Origin of the sequence: Rhodanobacter sp. Soil772, from assembly GCF_001428385.1 — a bacterium.
Lineage (GTDB): Bacteria > Pseudomonadota > Gammaproteobacteria > Xanthomonadales > Rhodanobacteraceae > Rhodanobacter.
This window is the reverse complement of record NZ_LMSK01000004.1, coordinates 222,172-237,489: the sequence shown is the minus strand read 5'-3', so window position 1 is coordinate 237,489 and position 15,318 is coordinate 222,172. Positions and strand designations below refer to the sequence as shown.

Below are 15,318 nucleotides of genomic sequence, written 5' to 3'. Positions count from 1 at the left end.
AGTCCACCCATGAGGGGAACGTACAGTGTTCATTTCGGAAACAATGCCGCGACGCCCGCACGCATGCTGAAACTGCACGGCGAATGCTGGGTGATCACCGACAGCGCTGCCGGCAACCAGCGCCAGGCGCTGGCGCTGGCCGAACACCTGCAACTGCCGCTGCGGCATCTGGTGCTGCGGCCGCGGGCGCCGTGGTCGTGGCTGGCGCCACGGCTGGAGCTGGGCGGCCGGCTTGCCCTGCCCGCCCGCCAGCGCCAGCTGTTCGCGCCGCCGTGGCCGGTCGTGGCGATCGGCTGCGGCCGCGCCGCCGCGCTGTTCACCCGCATGCTGCGCCGGCTGTCCGACGGGCAGTGCTACACCGTGCAGATCCTGAACCCGCGCATCGACCCCGCACACTGGGACACGGTGATCGCGCCCCGCCACGACCAGCTCGACGGCCCGAACGTGCTGCGCCCACTCGGCTCGCTGAACTCGGTGGACGACGAGTGGCTGGCCGACGGCCGCGATGCCTGCCCCAGCTTCGCCGATCTGCCGCAGCCGCGCGTGGGCGTGCTGCTCGGCGGCCCGCGCCAGGGCATCGTGCTGGACGCGGACTATGCCCGCCAGCTGGCTGCACACCTGCTTGAACGCCAGCGCCGTGAAGGCGGCAGCCTGCTGGTGCTGGGTTCGCGACGCACCTCACCGGCGCTGATCGAGATCCTCCGCAAGACGCTGCACGACGTACCCGGCCTGGTCTGGGCCGGCCCCGACGACGGCCGCAACCCCTACCCCGGCGTGCTCGGCTGGGCCGATCGCCTGGTGGTCACGCCCGACTCGGTGAACATGCTGAGCGAAGCCTGCGCCGTCGGCTGCCCGGTCGAGACCTTCGTCACGGCGCCGCTGCCAGGAAAGATCGCGCGCTTCCATCAGGCGTTGCGCGCGGCCGGGCGGCTGCATGATCTCGACAGCCAGGCGCCGGCCCCGGCCACCCCGCTGCGCGAGACCGCCAGCATCGCCGCCGAACTGCGCGCACGGATCCAGCGACGGCAGGCGCAGCAAGCGCTGGACTGAGCTGCGGCTCAGTCGAACGCAAAGCCCAGCGCGTTGGTGACCTCGCGCACGCTGCCGCACAGTTGCTCCAGCTCCGTATCGCGCGGCGCGGTACGCGATCGCAGGTCGAGCGTGCAGGCGAGCGCGCGCTGCAGCAGGTCGGCATGGGCCACGGTGAGGATCGCGGACTGGTCGCTGTCGAGCAGGCCGGCGGCGCGGCACGCTTCGATCAGGCCCGCGTTGGCGGTAACGCCGAGCAGGCCCGGCTGCTCGACTGCGTGCGCCAGCACCAATCCCTGCAACGCGAATTCGATATCGAGCAGGCCGCCGTGACCTTGCTTCAGGTCGAACTGGCGCTCGTCGGAGCGGTCGCGCTCGACGCGCCAGCGCGCACGCATGCTGCCGACCTCAGCCAGCACCGTGGCGCGATCGCGCGGCACCGCCAGGATGTCGCGGCGCACCCCGGCCAACTCGGCGTTGAGTGCCGCGTCGCCGGCCACCGGCCGTGCGCGCAGCAGCGCCTGGTGTTCCCACGTCCACGCGCGGCTCTGCTGGTATGCCACGAACGCGTCGAGGCTGCTGACCAGCAGGCCCTTGGAGCCGTCCGGGCGCAAGCGCGTGTCGACTTCGTACAGGCGCCCGCCGCGGGTCAGCACGGTGAGCCAGTTCATCACCCGCTGGGCCAGGCGCTGGTACCAGCGCGAGCCCTCGATCGGTCGCGCGCCGTCGCTCATCGCCTGCGCGCGGCGACTGTCGTAGACGAAGACGAGGTCGAGGTCGGAGGCGAAGCCGAGCTCCTCGCCGCCGAGACTGCCGTAGCCCAGCACGGAAAAGCCCGAACCCTCGCCGGGCAGGCGGCCGTGCTGGGCGACCAGCTCGCGCTCGGCCAGCGCCAGCACCGCGCCGACCACCGACTCGGCCAGCGCGGCCAGCCGGCGCGCGGTGGCGACCGCGTCGGCGCGGCCGTCGTTGAACGCCAGGCCGAGCCGGAACGCGGTGGACGCCTTGAACTCGTTGATCCGGTCGAGCTCCGCCTCGGCCTCGCGTTCTTCCAGCGTGCCCAGAACACGGGCGATCTCGGCAGTGATGTCGGCACGCTTGAACGGCAATTGATCGATGCGCGGGTCGAGCACGTCGTCCAGCAGCAGCGGCTGGGCGATGACGCGCTCGGCCAGGAACGCGCTGTCGGCGAACAGTCGCACCAGCCGACGGCGCGCCGACGGCTGTTCTTCCAGCAGGGCCAGGTAGGACGAGCGCCGCGCCACCGCCTGCATCAGCCGGCACAACCGCAGCAGGCTGGCCACTGGCGCCGCGGTGGCGCGCGCGGCGTCGAACAACTGCGGCATCAGGTGATCGAGCCGTTCGCGCGAGCGCGCCGACATCGCGCGCACCGCCGCGGCCTGCGGCAGTTTCAGCAAGGCATCCGCCAGCTCGTCGCCGGGCGCGAAGCCGGAGGCTTCCAGCGTGGCGGCGTCCAGCGATTCGTCGCAGGCGCGCTGCCACAGCACCAGGTCGGCGGCCGGCACGCGGGCGCCGCGGCCGCCCTGCGGCATCAGCACGGCGGCGAATTCCTCGCTGACGACGGCGCGCTGTTTCGCCAGCGCCGCATGCAGGCTGTCCCAGTCGGGATAGTCCAGGCTCAACGCGATGCGCTCGCGGCTCAGCGCGTCGGCGGGGATGTCGTGGGTCTGCGCGTCGCGCAGCATCTGCACGCGGTTCTCGGCCCGGCGCAACAGCGCGTACGCCTCACGCAGCATGCGCGCCCGCGCCGCGTTGATGTGGCCGCGCGCCTCACACGCGGTCAGCGCGCTCAGCAGGCCGCGCACGCGCAGGGACGGTTCGCGGCCGCCGCGGATCAGCTGGGTCAGCTGCACGATGAACTCGATCTCGCGGATGCCGCCGGGGCCGAGCTTGAGGTTGTCGGCCAGATCCTTGCGCGCCACTTCCGCGTCGATCAATGCCTTCATCTCGCGCAGCCCGGCGAACGCGGTGTAGTCGAGGTACTTGCGGTAGACGAACGGGCGCAGCAGCTCCTGCAGTTGTTTGCCGGCGGCGCGGTCGCCGGCGACCGGGCGCGCCTTGATCCACGCGTAGCGTTCCCAGTCGCGGCCCTCGCTCTGGTAGTACTGCTCCATCGCGGCGAACGACAGCGCGAGGCGACCCGAATTGCCGAACGGGCGCAGGCGCAGGTCGACCCGCGCGCAAATGCCGTCCATGGTCGGCTCGTTGAGCAGCCGCACCAGTTGGCGGCCGAGCCGGATGAAGTATTCGCTGTTGTCGAGCGGGCGCGTGCCGTCGGTCTGGCCGCCGTGCGGATAGGCCAGCACCAGGTCGATGTCGGAGGAGAAGTTCAGCTCGCTGCCACCGAGCTTGCCGAAGCCGATCACCAGCAGCCGCTGCAGCACGCCGTCGTGGTCGCGGCTGTGGCCGTAGCGCACGGCCAACGCGCGTTCGGACCAGCCCAGCGACACACCGAGCAGCACCTCGTACAGCACGCTGGTGGCGGACAGGGTTTCCGGCAGCTCGTCCAGCCCGTTGACGTCGCGAAACACCAGCCGCAGCGCTTCGGCGTGGCGGAAGCGGCGCAGCGCGAGCATGCAGGCGGCCTCGTCGTCGGGCAGTTTCAGCGCTTCGATACGTGCGCTGGCGTCGCTGCCAGAGCGCAATCGCTCTAGTCCGGCCGGCGCCAGCAGCTGCGGTTGGCGGCACCACACGTCGAACGCGAAGTCGCTGGCCAGCAGGGTGCGGCGGATCCGCTCGGCCACGCCGGCGTCGTCGTGCAGCGGCACCCCGGCGGCGCGGCAACGGGCGACCAGGTCGCCGTAGCGGTCGTCGATCAGCGCTCGCAGCGCGGCGGATTCCGGATGGGTCATCCGGCCATTGTGCCGCATGCCGGGCAGTTGCCGGCACCCGGCGGGAGGACGGTGACGGCAGCTTGAACAAGCCGCGGCCAAGCCCGAAACTCGGCGATTGCGCCTACCCACTGTTCATCTGGACGCCATTACATTGGCGTGTCCAGACCATGACAGCAACCGCAGGACTGCCATGCCCCCGAATTTCGCCAACCCGCCCGCACGCTGGCGCGCCATCGTCCCGCGCGTCGTGCTGCTGCTGTTGCTGGCGCTGGCTTTCGTGCTGCTCACCGGCCTGGTGGACGGCGGCGTCGGGGTGACCCCGTTGCGCCTGTTCGATCAGGCGCGCTATCCGCTGGCCAATGCGTGGCCGGGCCTGCTGCTGGCGCTCGTGCTGCTGGCGATCAGCCGGCGCGCGCTGCTGTCGTTCGCGCTGGCGTTCCTGCTGCAGGGGTTGTTGTACGCGGCCAACCTGCTGAAGGTGGCGAACCTCGGCACGCCGCTGCTGCCGGACGATTTCCGCATCGTCGGCCAGTTGCACAAGGGCGGCATGCACCTGCTGTCCGGCTACCTGCCGCACAGCCCGTGGCCGTACCTGGGCCTGCTCGCCGCGGTGGCGCTGCTCGTCGCGGCATGGCGACTGGAGCCGCCGCTGTTCCCGCGCCGCACGCGCGGCGCGCGCCTGCTCGGCGGCGGCGCGCTGGCGCTGGCGCTGGCCAGCATGCTGGTCGGCCTGCCCGCCTGGGCGAAGATCTACAACGCCAAGACACTGTGGCTGGAACCGTGGTCGGCGATCTCCACCACCACCCATTCCGGCCTGGTCAGTTCGCTGATGCTGTTCCATCTCGAATACTCCAAGGGTGACCGCAAGCCGGATCGCGCCGCGGCCGCGAAGCTGATCGAGCAGACCACGCCGGCCCTGCTGCAATCCATGCAGACGCCGACGACCGGCGGCGAACTGCCGGACATCGTGGTGGTGCAGAGCGAGTCGTTCTTCGACCCGACCATCATGCGCGGCTACGAGCACAGCAACTTCGCGCCGAACCTGCGTCGGCTCGCCGCGCACGGCACCAGCGGCAAGCTGCACGTGCCCACCTTCGGCGGCGGCACCATCCGCACCGAGTTCGAGGTGCTCACCGGGCTGTCGCTGCGCTACTTCGACAATCTGCAATTCCCTTATCTGCAGATGAGCCACAAGGCGCTGCCGGGGCTGGTGCGCACGCTCAACCGGCACGGCTACAGCACGCTGGCGCTGCACGGCAACGACCCGGCGTTCTGGAACCGCACCGCCGCGTTCAAGGCGATCGGCTTCGATCGCTTCGTCTCGCAGTCGTCGTTCCCGCCCACGTCGCCGAACGACGGCAAGTACATGGCCGACAGCGCGATGACCGACGAGATCATGGTGCAGCTGAAGAACGACGGCCCGCCGCAGTTCATCTTCGCGATCAGCATCGAGGCGCACGGCCCGTACGACGTCGAGCCCGCCCACGTCGCCGAACGCGACGCGATCCCGGTGCCCGACGGCATCGGTGGCCGCGACAAGCTGGAATTGCAGACCTACCTCTACCACCTCAAGCATGCCGACGCCGAGCTCGGCCGGCTGGTGAAGCTGCTGGCCCAGCGCCAGCGGCCCAGCGTGGTGCTGTTCTATGGCGACCACCTGCCCGCGCTGAGCAACAGCTACCAGACCACCGGCTTCGTCGACGGCGGCGACATGCTGAGCCAGGCCGGCGTGTGGCTGCTGGTCGATCCGAAGCACCCGGGCAAGCGCAGCAAGGCCGACACCGCCTCTTGGCTGCTGCCCGGCAAACTGCTGGCGCACATCGGCATCCACGACGATCCGTACTTCGCGCTGACCCAACTGGTCGGCCCGCAACTGGCCGCGCTCACCGAGGCTCCCGGCGCCCCGCCGCTGGCCGAGGGCGACGACCAGCAGCAACTCGACAAGGCCATGGCCAGCATCGACCAGCTGCGCATGAGCGACAAGCTGGACAGCTTGCTGCCGCAGCCGGCACCGCCGGCGCTCACGCCCGCACCGGGCAAGATCGCCCACAACGATGTGCCGCCGACGCCATTACCGGCATCCACCGCACGGTGATGCGCGCGACTCGAACGCTTGCACCGGGCTTGCCGTTCAGCGAGCTGTCCGGCGACTGAAGACCGCGGCACGACGTTCACACGCTAGTCGGGCAGCGCCGTCTAGCGTCGACGTGTCCGTGATGCGCGTGCAGTGCGCCTTGCGGCGGCATTCCCAAATCTGGAGGTCAATCTCATGCGCAAGACCATGCTTTCCGCCCTCGTCATCGGTGCCAGCGTGTTCACCGTGTCCGCCTTCGCCCAGGCCAACCTCGGTGGCGCCGCCCGGGTCAGTGCCGGCGCCCACGTCGGCGCAACCGCACCGAGCGCCATGCACACCGTTGGCCAGACCACCGCGCAAACGGAGCAGACTCTGCACCGCACCGATTCCCACGTGAAGCACCGGACCCGCAAGGCCGTCGACAAGACCCGCGCGACCGTCAACGACCACGCCAATGCCAACGCCAACGTGAATGCCAATGGCACGATCGGGGTAGGCGCCGGCGACTCGCATGCCGGCGCCAACGCCAACGTCGATACCGGTGCGGGTCTCGATACCGCCGCCACCGCAGGCAAGGCCGGCGACATGGGTCAGGGCGTGGGCGGCGACGTGCGCGACGCCGCACATTCGGCGATCCAGTCCACCGACCGCTCGGCCGGCTCGGTCGGCAACGCAGTGCAGCAGACCGCCACCGGGCAATCGGTCGGTGCTGGCGTGAAGGCGGACGCCAACGCGCACGGGCACTAAGCCACATCACCGGCTCGGCGGGTATCGCCCGGGCTCCAGCGCCGCAAAAGAAAACCCCGCCGTGGCGGGGTTTTCTTTTGTCGTGCGTTGGACGTGGAACTTAGAAGTCCATGCCGCCCATGCCACCCATGCCGCCGCCCATGCCACCGCCGCCATGGCTGTGGCCTTCGTCCTTCTTCGGCAGTTCGGCAATGATCGCCTCGGTGGTGATCGCCAGACCGGCAACCGACGAGGCGTGCTGCAACGCGGTGCGGGTCACCTTGGTCGGATCCAGGATGCCCATCGCCACCATGTCACCGAACTCGCCGGTGGCAGCGTTGTAGCCGTAGTTGCCCTTGCCTTCCTTGACCTTGTTGAGGATCACGGACGGCTCTTCGCCGGCGTTGGAGACGATCGCGCGCAGTGGCGCTTCCAGCGCACGGCGGGTGATCGCGATGCCCAGGTCCTGGTCGGTGTTGTCGCCCTTCAGGCCTTCGACCGCCTTCAGCGCACGGATCAGCGCAACGCCGCCGCCCGGGACCACGCCCTCTTCGACGGCTGCGCGCGTGGCGTGCAGGGCGTCTTCGACACGGGCCTTCTTTTCCTTCATCTCGATCTCGGTGCCGGCACCGACCTTGATCACTGCAACGCCGCCGGCCAGCTTGGCCACGCGCTCCTGCAGCTTCTCCTTGTCGTAGTCCGACGAGGTCTCCTCGATCTGCGCCTTGACCTGCGCGATGCGCGACTGGATCTTCTCCGCTTCGCCGGCACCGTCGATGATCGTGGTGTTTTCCTTGGTGATGACGATGCGCTTGGCGCGACCCAGATCGGCGATCGTGGTCTTCTCAAGCGACAGGCCCACTTCCTCGGACACGACCTGACCGTTGGTCAGGATCGCGATGTCTTCCAGGATCGCCTTGCGACGGTCACCGAAGCCCGGCGCCTTGACGGCGGCGACCTTGACGATGCCGCGGATGGTGTTGACCACCAGCGTGGCCAGCGCCTCGCCCTCGACTTCCTCGGCCACGATCAGCAGCGGCTTGCCGGCCTTGGCGACGGCTTCCAGCACCGGCAGCAGCTCGCGCACGTTCGACACTTTCTTGTCGTGGATCAGGATGTACGGGTCATCCAGCTCGACCTGCTGGCTCTGCTGGTTGTTGATGAAGTACGGCGACAGGTAGCCGCGGTCGAACTGCATGCCCTCGACCACGTCGAGCTCGTTCTCGAGGCCCGAACCTTCCTCGACCGTGATCACGCCTTCCTTGCCGACTTTCTTCATCGCGGTGGCGATGATGTCGCCGATGTTGGCGTCGGAGTTGGCCGAGATCGTGCCGACCTGCGCGATTTCCTTGTCGTTCGCGGTCGGGTTGGACATCTTCTTCAGCTCACCGACGGCGGCCGCGACGGCCTTGTCGATGCCGCGCTTCAGGTCCATCGGGTTGATGCCGGCGGCAACCGCCTTGAGGCCTTCCTGGATGAACGCCTGCGCCAGCACGGTGGCGGTGGTGGTGCCGTCACCGGCGACGTCGGAGGTCTTGGAAGCGGCTTCCTTGACGATCTGCGCGCCGAGGTTCTCGTAGCGGTCGGCCAGTTCGATCTCCTTCGCGACGGACACGCCGTCCTTGGTGATCGTCGGCGCGCCGAAGCTCTTCTCGAGCACGACGTTGCGACCCTTCGGGCCGAGGGTGACCTTGACCGCGTTGGCCAGGGTGTTCACGCCCTTGAGCATGCGGGCGCGGGCGTCTTCGCCGAAACGTACTTCTTTAGCTGCCATCTTTTTGACTCCGGGATTCGAAATTCGGGATTTGGGATTCGTTAAAAGCGGTTGCGTGCGGAATTGGAGCTGGGCGGCGGAACGGAGCGGCTTTGCGCTCTAACGAATCCCGAATCCCAAATTCCAAATCCCGCGAGGGCGTCAGCCCTCGATGACCGCCACGATGTCGTCTTCCTTCAGGAACACGAGGTCTTCGCCGTCGATCTTGATTTCCTGGCCGGCGTACTTGCCGAACAGCACGGTATCGCCGGCCTTCAGCGACATCGGGCGCACCTTGCCGTCGGCCATGATCAGGCCGGTACCGGCGGCGACGACCTTGCCGCGGGTCGGCTTCTCGGTGGCGCTGTCGGGGATGACGATGCCGCCGGCGGAGACGCGCTCTTCTTCGAGACGCTTGACGATGACGCGATCGTGCAACGGACGCAGTGTGCTCATGGATGACTCCAGCTGACTAGATTGTTGATGGACAAGGCTTTCAAGACCCGGGCCTGCGGTCTTGTTAGCACTCAAGGTAAATGAGTGCCAATTTTACGGGTATACGACCCCGCTGCAAGAGATCTTTGAACGGGGGATGCATCAGCTTATTGGGCGAACAAGGCCGCGTTTCAAGGGCGCGCCGCGAAATCACCCGCGGGCGCGCGCAGCCGGCGCGACCCGGGTACGCTTTGGCCATGACTCCGACCGACCCGGCCACCGTCCTGCTTTGCTATTGCAGCTGCCCGGACGCCGCCAGCGCCCAGGCCATCGCCGAGGCGCTGGTCGGCGAGCACCTGGCCGCCTGTGTCAATCGCGTACCCGGAATCGGCTCGACCTATCGCTGGCAAGGCGTGGTGACCACCGACAGCGAGGAGCTGCTGCTGATCAAGACCACCGCCGCATGCTTCGACGCATTGAGAGCCCGAGTGCTGGAATTGCACCCCTACGACCTGCCGGAGCTGATCGCCGTACCGGTGGAACGCGGCCACGAAGCCTATCTGGACTGGGTCCGCACCAACGCACACGCCTGACGGCAACGCCACGCCACCGGCGCGGCGTAATGAGGCAAGGCCGCGGTCCCGATGCCGATCCTGGGCCATAATGCCGGCCTCCCTGGTCCCCGCAGGTTTTCGCCGCTGGAGTCGTGATGCGACCGTTGTTTACCGGCCGAATGGCCGTTCGTCTGCTTGTCTGGCTGAGCCTGCTGCTCGGTGCGCTGCCTGCGTTCGCACAGGACACCGCCGACCTGCTGCCGGTGACCGAGGCGTACAAGCTGAGCGCCGACGCCGCCACGCCCGGCGTGCTGAAGCTGCACTGGACGATCGCGCCGGACTACTACCTCTACCGCGGCCGCATGAAGTTCAAGGGCGGCGACGGCGTCACCCTGGGCGAGGCGCAACTGCCCGACGGCGAGAAGCACCACGACGAATACCTCGGCGACGTGGAGACCTACCACCACGGCGTCGATGCCAGCGTCCCGTACACCGTCGCCGCCGGTACCACGCGGTTGCAATTGAGCGTGCAGTACCAGGGCTGCCACGAGGTCGATCCGAAGATCTGCTACCCGCCGCATACCGAGAAGCTGGATCTGCCGCTGCCGGCCAATACCGGCGTCGCGGCCACGCCGGCGGCCGGCAACGCGTTGGGCGCGGCGCTCAGCCAGCTCGGTAGCAACACGGGCACCGGCACGACCGGAGCGCCGCTGCCGGCCGAGCAGGCGTTCCGCTTCGAGGCGCTGGCGCAGGGTCCGCAGCAGTTGCTGCTGCGCTGGACGATGCCGAAGGGTTACTACCTGTACCGCGACCAGACCACGCTGAAGCTCCAGGATGCTGCCGGCCTCGCGTTGAAACCCGCGTGGCCGGCCGGCACCGCGCACCACGACGAACACTACGGCGACGTCACCGTGTACTTCGACCAGGTCGAGCTGCCGGTGACGCTGGAAGGCGATCTGGCCGGCCGCCAGCAGCTCACCCTGCAGGCGAGCTTCCAGGGTTGCCAGGACGGCGGCCTGTGCTATCCGTTGATGACGCGCACGGTGAACATCGACCTGGACAGCGGTGCGGTGGCGTCCGGTGCCGTGGCGCCGGAACTGCCGCCGGCCGATCTCGCCGGCGGCCCGCTGCAGGTCAGCCTGATCGCCGCGCTGCTGCTGGCGCTGGGCGGCGGGCTGGTGCTGAATCTGATGCCGTGCGTGCTGCCGGTGCTGTCGATCAAGGCGGTCAGCGTGCTGGAAAGCGGTGGTGACCGCGCCACGGCACGCCGCCACGCGCTGTTCTATACCGCCGGCGTGCTGTGCAGTTTCGCTGCGCTGGGAGTGGGCATCCTCGCCCTGCGTACGGCCGGCCACGCACTGGGCTGGGGCTCGCAACTGCAGCAGCCGCTGCTGGTCGGCGCGCTGGCCTGCGTGATGCTGGCGGTCGGCCTGTCGATGTCCGGCGTGGTGCAGTTCGGCGCCTCGCTGGGCAATACCGGCGCCGGCCTCGCCGCGCGTTCGGGCCCGGCGGGCGACTTCTTCACCGGCGTGCTGGCGGTGGTGGTGGCCAGCCCGTGCACCGCGCCATTCATGGGCAGCGCGCTGGCGTATGCGTTCGCCGCGCCGATGCTGTCCGCCCTGCTGGTATTCCTTGCGTTGGGCGTGGGGCTGGCACTGCCGTTCCTGCTGATCGGTTTCGTGCCGGCGCTGGCGCGCCTGCTGCCGAAGCCGGGGCGCTGGATGGAAACGTTGAAGCAGGTGCTGGCGTTCCCGATGTATCTCACCGCCGCATGGCTGGTATGGGTGCTGGCGAACCAGCGCGGTGCCGACGCGGTTGGCCTGGTGCTGGTGGCGATGGTGCTGCTGGCGATGACGCTGTGGTGGTTCGAGCGCAGCCGCTCGCGCGGCGCGCCCAGCAAGGTCGCGGTGGCGGTGCTGGCGCTTGCCACCCTGGTGCCGATGTACCTGCTCGCCCACGTGCCGCCGCCGTCGAGCACGGCCGCGGCCGAGGAAGGCGTGGTTGCCTACAGCCCGGAAAAGCTCGCCGAACTGCGCGCGGCCGGCACACCCGTTTTTGTCGACATGACCGCCGACTGGTGCGTCACCTGCAAGGCGAACGAGCACGCAGTGCTGGACACGCAGGCGTTCCGCGACCTGCTGCAGCGTACCGGCGCGGTGTACATGAAGGGCGACTGGACCGACGTCAACCCGACCATCAGCGCCTTCCTCAAGCAGTACAACTCGCCCGGCGTGCCGCTGTACGTGGTGTTCCCGAAAAACGGCGGCCCCGGCAGGCAGCTGTCCACCGTGCTGACCTCCTCGATGGTCGAGCAGGCGCTGACGGAAGCGGCGCGCTGATGCTGAGCCGCAGCAACTGGCTGATCCTCGGCCTGGCGGTGCTGGCCGCGGCGCTCGGCGGCTATGCGCAGCACCGCAGCCAGCAGCCGGCGCCGATGGGTACGCCTGCGATCGGCCAGCCGCTACCGGCGATCAGCCTGCCCGATCTCGACGGCAAGCCGCACCTGCTGGGCGACTATCGTGGCCGCCGGGTGCTGCTGAATTTCTGGGCCAGCTGGTGCGTACCCTGCCTCGCCGAGATGCCTGCATTGACCAGGGCGCAAGAGAAGTTCGGCGAACATGCACCGATCGTGATCGGTATTGCGATGGACGAATCCGCTCACGTTCGGGCATTTTTGGCCGCACATCCGGTGAATTACCCGATCTTGATCGGCCAGATGAGCCCGCCAAGCACCTCGTTGCAACTGGGCAATATCCATCAGGTTCTCCCATATAGCGTGCTGATCGGTGCCGATGGGCACATCTTGGCGACACACGCCGGCCCGCTGTCTGCGGCCCAGCTGGAACAGTGGCTGGCGCCAGGGCACGAGCAGCGCTAAGCCCGCGCCGACATACGCTTACGCACGGAAACCCGACGCTTCTCCGGCAAACATCGCCGATCTGCGGCGAACTGGACAAGATTCCCGACTGCGCGCACACTGCGCCGGGTTCCGGGACCTCCGGACGTCGGCTGGACGATTTCGTGGCGAAGATCCTGGTCCTGCATGGACCCAATCTCAACCTGCTGGGTGCACGCGAGCCGCAGATCTACGGCCGCGAGACGCTGGCCGACATCAACCAGCAGCTGGCCGAGCGAGCGCAGGCGGCCGGGCACGAACTGGTCTGCTTCCAGTCCAACGCCGAGCACGAGCTGGTCGGGCGCATCCATCAGGGCCGCGACGACCGCACCGCGATGATCCTGTGCAACGCCGGCGCGTTCACCCACACCAGCATCGCGCTGCGCGACGCGTTCGCCGCGACGGCGATCCCGTTCATCGAGGTGCATCTGTCGAACGTGTTCGCCCGCGAGCCGTTCCGCCACCACTCCTACCTGTCCGACATCGCGCTCGGCGTGATCTGCGGCTTCGGCGGCGACAGTTACCGGCTGGCGCTGGACGCGGCGCTGCAACGGTTGCAGGCAAGCGCCGCACCCTGACGCCCCGGCCCGCGCGGCCACACCCCATTCACCCCCGGCCACCCAAGCGGTGGCATGACTGACCAAAGGCTGATCCGATGGATTTGCGCAAAATCAAGAAGCTGATCGACTTGCTCGAGGAATCCAACCTCGCCGAACTGGAAATCAAGGAGGGCGAGGAAGTCGTCCGCCTGTCGCGCGTGCCGAAGAACACCGCACCGGTCGCCGCTGCACCGGCGGCCCCAGTCGCCGTGGCCGCCGCCCCGGTTGCTGCCGCGCCTGCAGCCGTCGTCGAGGCGCCCGTCGCGAATGCGCTGCCGGCAGGCCACGTGGTGAAAGCGCCGATGGTCGGCACGTTCTACGCGTCGGCCACCCCCGGCACGCCCGCCTTCGTCAAGGTCGGCCAGCAGGTCAAGGCCGGCGAAACGCTGGGCATCATCGAGGCGATGAAGATGTTCAACCAGATCGAGGCCGACGTGGCCGGCACCGTACAGGCGATCCTGGTCGAGAACGGCCAGCCGGTGGAATTCGACGAACCCATGTTCGTGATTGCCTGAAGGGCCGGGATTCGGGAATGGGGATTCGGGATTCGTTCAAGCGGCCGCATGAAGGCCTGCAGGTCTGGCAAGATGCCATGGATCTCGTCGAAGCCATTTATCGAATCAGTACTGATTTCCCGGACTCCGAGCGCTTTGGTCTCACTTCGCAATTGCGACGCGCAGCCATCAGCATCCCGTCGAACATCGCGGAGGGTGCGGCTCGAAAATCCACACCCGAGTACCTTCGATTCCTGTCCATGGCCCGCGGCTCGCTGTCCGAGCTGGATACACAACTGCAGATCGCCGAACGACTCACTTACGTCTCCGACACACGAGGTGTAACCGAACTGGCCAATCGGGTCTTCGCCAAACTCAACGCGCTGATCCGATCCATCGAATCCAAGAGAGGCAGCTGATGCAACGCCAGATCCTGCTCTTACAAATCCCAAATCCCGAATCCCGAATCCCATGCTAGAAAAAGTCGTCATCGCCAACCGCGGCGAAATCGCGCTGCGTGTATTGCGCGCCTGCCACAGCCTTGGCATCAAGACCGTGGCGGTGCATTCCACCGTGGATCGCAACCTGAAGCACGTCGGCCTCGCCGACGAGTCGATCTGTATTGGCCCCGGGCCGTCGGTCGACAGCTATCTCAACATTCCGCGGATCATCGCGGCGGCGGAGATCACCGACGCCCAGGCGATCCACCCCGGCTACGGCTTCCTGTCCGAGCGCGCCGACTTCGCCGAGCAGGTGGAGCAGTCCGGCTTCATCTTCATCGGCCCTACCGCCGAGGTGATCCGCCTGATGGGCGACAAGGTCGAGGCGATCCGCGCGATGAAGGCCGCCGGCGTGCCGTGCGTGCCCGGTTCCGGCGGCCCGCTCGGCGAAGACGTCGACACCAACATCAAGATCGCGCGCGAGATCGGCTACCCGGTGATCATCAAGGCCGCCGGCGGCGGCGGCGGCCGCGGCATGCGCGTGGTGCGCACCGAGGCGCACCTGGGCAACGCGATCACCATGACCAAGGCCGAAGCGAAAGCCGCGTTCGGCAACGAACAGGTGTACATGGAGAAGTTCCTGGAGAATCCGCGCCACGTGGAAATCCAGGTGCTCGCCGATGGCCAGGGCCACGCGATCCACCTGGGCGAACGCGACTGCTCGATGCAGCGCCGCCACCAGAAAGTGGTCGAGGAAGCGCCGGCACCGGGCATCACGCCCGAGCAGCGCGCGGCGATCGGCAAGGTCTGCGTCGACGCCTGCCTGCGCATCAACTACCGCGGCGCCGGCACGTTCGAGTTCCTGTACGAGAACGGCCGCTTCTACTTCATCGAGATGAACACCCGCATCCAGGTCGAGCATCCGGTAACCGAGTTCATCACCGGCGTCGACCTGGTGCGCGAGCAGTTGCTGATCGCCGGCGGCGAGAAGCTCACGCTGCGGCAGGAAGACATCGTCGTGCACGGCCACGCGATCGAGTGCCGCATCAACGCCGAGGACCCGGACACCTTCATGCCCAGCCCCGGCACGGTGAAGCGCTTCGAGGCGCCCGGCGGCCCCGGCGTGCGCGTGGATACCCACCTGTACGACGGCTACCGCATCCCGCCGAACTACGATTCGATGATCGGCAAGCTGATCGTGCACGGCCCCGACCGCGAGACCGCGATCGCGCGCATGCGCCTGGCGCTGGCCGAGACGGTGATCGAGGGCGTCAAGTGCAACATCCCGCTGCAGCAGCGGATCATGGCCGATGCCGGTTTCCACCATGGCGGCCAGAACATCCACTACCTGGAGAAGCGGATGGCCGAGCAGAAGGAAAAGAATGCGGCAACGAGCGGGGAGCAGTGAGAAGCACGTAAGCGCGTCACCACCCACCCTTCTCACTCCTCATCATTCGTTCCTC

Annotated in this window: 13 protein-coding genes; 10 read left to right on the top strand and 3 right to left on the bottom strand. The window is 68.0% G+C overall.

Annotation, left to right across the window (positions count from 1 at the left end; genetic code table 11):
* Positions 1-63 precede the first annotated feature (63 nt).
* A complete protein-coding gene (locus ASG75_RS14885) occupies positions 64-1,050 on the top strand; it encodes a mitochondrial fission ELM1 family protein (protein ID WP_056391250.1) in 987 nt (328 codons plus the stop codon).
* A gap of 8 nt (positions 1,051-1,058) precedes the next feature.
* On the opposite strand, the gene glnE is transcribed toward ASG75_RS14885, so the two are convergent.
* Positions 1,059-3,902: a bifunctional [glutamate--ammonia ligase]-adenylyl-L-tyrosine phosphorylase/[glutamate--ammonia-ligase] adenylyltransferase gene (gene glnE / locus ASG75_RS14880; protein ID WP_056391248.1), complete on the bottom strand. Its 2,844-nt coding sequence runs from the start codon at positions 3,900-3,902 to the stop codon at positions 1,059-1,061.
* A 172-nt stretch (positions 3,903-4,074) separates the two neighbouring features.
* On the opposite strand from glnE, the gene ASG75_RS14875 reads away from it, so the two are divergent.
* The gene (locus ASG75_RS14875) at positions 4,075-5,979 is read left to right on the top strand and encodes an LTA synthase family protein (RefSeq protein WP_056391245.1); all 1,905 of its coding nucleotides are present in this window, start codon (positions 4,075-4,077) and stop codon (positions 5,977-5,979) included.
* A gap of 174 nt (positions 5,980-6,153) precedes the next feature.
* A complete protein-coding gene (locus ASG75_RS14870; RefSeq protein WP_056391242.1) occupies positions 6,154-6,705 on the top strand; it encodes a hypothetical protein in 552 nt (183 codons plus the stop codon).
* A 100-nt stretch (positions 6,706-6,805) separates the two neighbouring features.
* Here the strand turns inward: ASG75_RS14870 and groL are convergent, their stop codons facing one another.
* Positions 6,806-8,458 (bottom strand): chaperonin GroEL, encoded by a 1,653-nt coding sequence (gene groL, locus ASG75_RS14865; RefSeq protein ID WP_056391239.1) that lies wholly within the window; start codon positions 8,456-8,458, stop codon positions 6,806-6,808.
* A gap of 141 nt (positions 8,459-8,599) precedes the next feature.
* A complete protein-coding gene (locus ASG75_RS14860; RefSeq protein ID WP_007081521.1) occupies positions 8,600-8,893 on the bottom strand; it encodes a co-chaperone GroES in 294 nt (97 codons plus the stop codon).
* Positions 8,894-9,129: 236 nt separating this feature from the next.
* Here ASG75_RS14860 and cutA point away from each other — a divergent pair, with 236 nt between their 5' ends.
* From cutA to accC, 7 genes are all read left to right on the top strand, one after another.
* Positions 9,130-9,465 (top strand): divalent-cation tolerance protein CutA, encoded by a 336-nt coding sequence (gene cutA, locus ASG75_RS14855; protein WP_056391236.1) that lies wholly within the window; start codon positions 9,130-9,132, stop codon positions 9,463-9,465.
* 116 nt (positions 9,466-9,581) lie between these two features.
* Complete coding sequence (locus ASG75_RS14850; protein WP_056391233.1) at positions 9,582-11,765, top strand: protein-disulfide reductase DsbD; 2,184 nt, start codon at positions 9,582-9,584, stop codon at positions 11,763-11,765.
* The gene (locus ASG75_RS14845) at positions 11,765-12,304 is read left to right on the top strand and encodes a TlpA disulfide reductase family protein (protein WP_056391230.1); all 540 of its coding nucleotides are present in this window, start codon (positions 11,765-11,767) and stop codon (positions 12,302-12,304) included. The genes ASG75_RS14850 and ASG75_RS14845 overlap by 1 nt, the downstream gene beginning before the upstream one ends.
* 143 nt (positions 12,305-12,447) lie before the next feature.
* Positions 12,448-12,900: a type II 3-dehydroquinate dehydratase gene (gene aroQ / locus ASG75_RS14840; RefSeq protein WP_056391227.1), complete on the top strand. Its 453-nt coding sequence runs from the start codon at positions 12,448-12,450 to the stop codon at positions 12,898-12,900.
* 77 nt (positions 12,901-12,977) lie between these two features.
* Complete coding sequence (gene accB, locus ASG75_RS14835) at positions 12,978-13,436, top strand: acetyl-CoA carboxylase biotin carboxyl carrier protein (protein ID WP_056391224.1); 459 nt, start codon at positions 12,978-12,980, stop codon at positions 13,434-13,436.
* 17 nt (positions 13,437-13,453) lie between these two features.
* Positions 13,454-13,834: a four helix bundle protein gene (locus ASG75_RS14830; RefSeq protein WP_056391221.1), complete on the top strand. Its 381-nt coding sequence runs from the start codon at positions 13,454-13,456 to the stop codon at positions 13,832-13,834.
* A gap of 52 nt (positions 13,835-13,886) precedes the next feature.
* Entirely contained in the window at positions 13,887-15,263 is a 1,377-nt protein-coding gene (gene accC, locus ASG75_RS14825) for an acetyl-CoA carboxylase biotin carboxylase subunit (RefSeq protein ID WP_056391218.1), read from the top strand.
* The last annotated feature ends 55 nt before the right edge of the window (positions 15,264-15,318 follow it).

Excerpts from the sequence above, each read along its gene's own strand:
- ASG75_RS14885 (WP_056391250.1), top strand. The coding sequence starts at position 64 with ATGCTGAAACTGCACGGCGAATGCTGGGTGATCACCGACAGCGCTGCC.
- glnE (WP_056391248.1), bottom strand. The coding sequence starts at position 3,902 with ATGACCCATCCGGAATCCGCCGCGCTGCGAGCGCTGATCGACGACCGC.
- ASG75_RS14875 (WP_056391245.1), top strand. The coding sequence starts at position 4,075 with ATGCCCCCGAATTTCGCCAACCCGCCCGCACGCTGGCGCGCCATCGTC.
- ASG75_RS14870 (WP_056391242.1), top strand. The coding sequence starts at position 6,154 with ATGCGCAAGACCATGCTTTCCGCCCTCGTCATCGGTGCCAGCGTGTTC.
- groL (WP_056391239.1), bottom strand. The coding sequence starts at position 8,458 with ATGGCAGCTAAAGAAGTACGTTTCGGCGAAGACGCCCGCGCCCGCATG.
- ASG75_RS14860 (WP_007081521.1), bottom strand. The coding sequence starts at position 8,893 with ATGAGCACACTGCGTCCGTTGCACGATCGCGTCATCGTCAAGCGTCTC.
- cutA (WP_056391236.1), top strand. The coding sequence starts at position 9,130 with ATGACTCCGACCGACCCGGCCACCGTCCTGCTTTGCTATTGCAGCTGC.
- ASG75_RS14850 (WP_056391233.1), top strand. The coding sequence starts at position 9,582 with ATGCGACCGTTGTTTACCGGCCGAATGGCCGTTCGTCTGCTTGTCTGG.
- ASG75_RS14845 (WP_056391230.1), top strand. The coding sequence starts at position 11,765 with ATGCTGAGCCGCAGCAACTGGCTGATCCTCGGCCTGGCGGTGCTGGCC.
- accB (WP_056391224.1), top strand. The coding sequence starts at position 12,978 with ATGGATTTGCGCAAAATCAAGAAGCTGATCGACTTGCTCGAGGAATCC.
- ASG75_RS14830 (WP_056391221.1), top strand. The coding sequence starts at position 13,454 with ATGGGGATTCGGGATTCGTTCAAGCGGCCGCATGAAGGCCTGCAGGTC.
- accC (WP_056391218.1), top strand. The coding sequence starts at position 13,887 with ATGCTAGAAAAAGTCGTCATCGCCAACCGCGGCGAAATCGCGCTGCGT.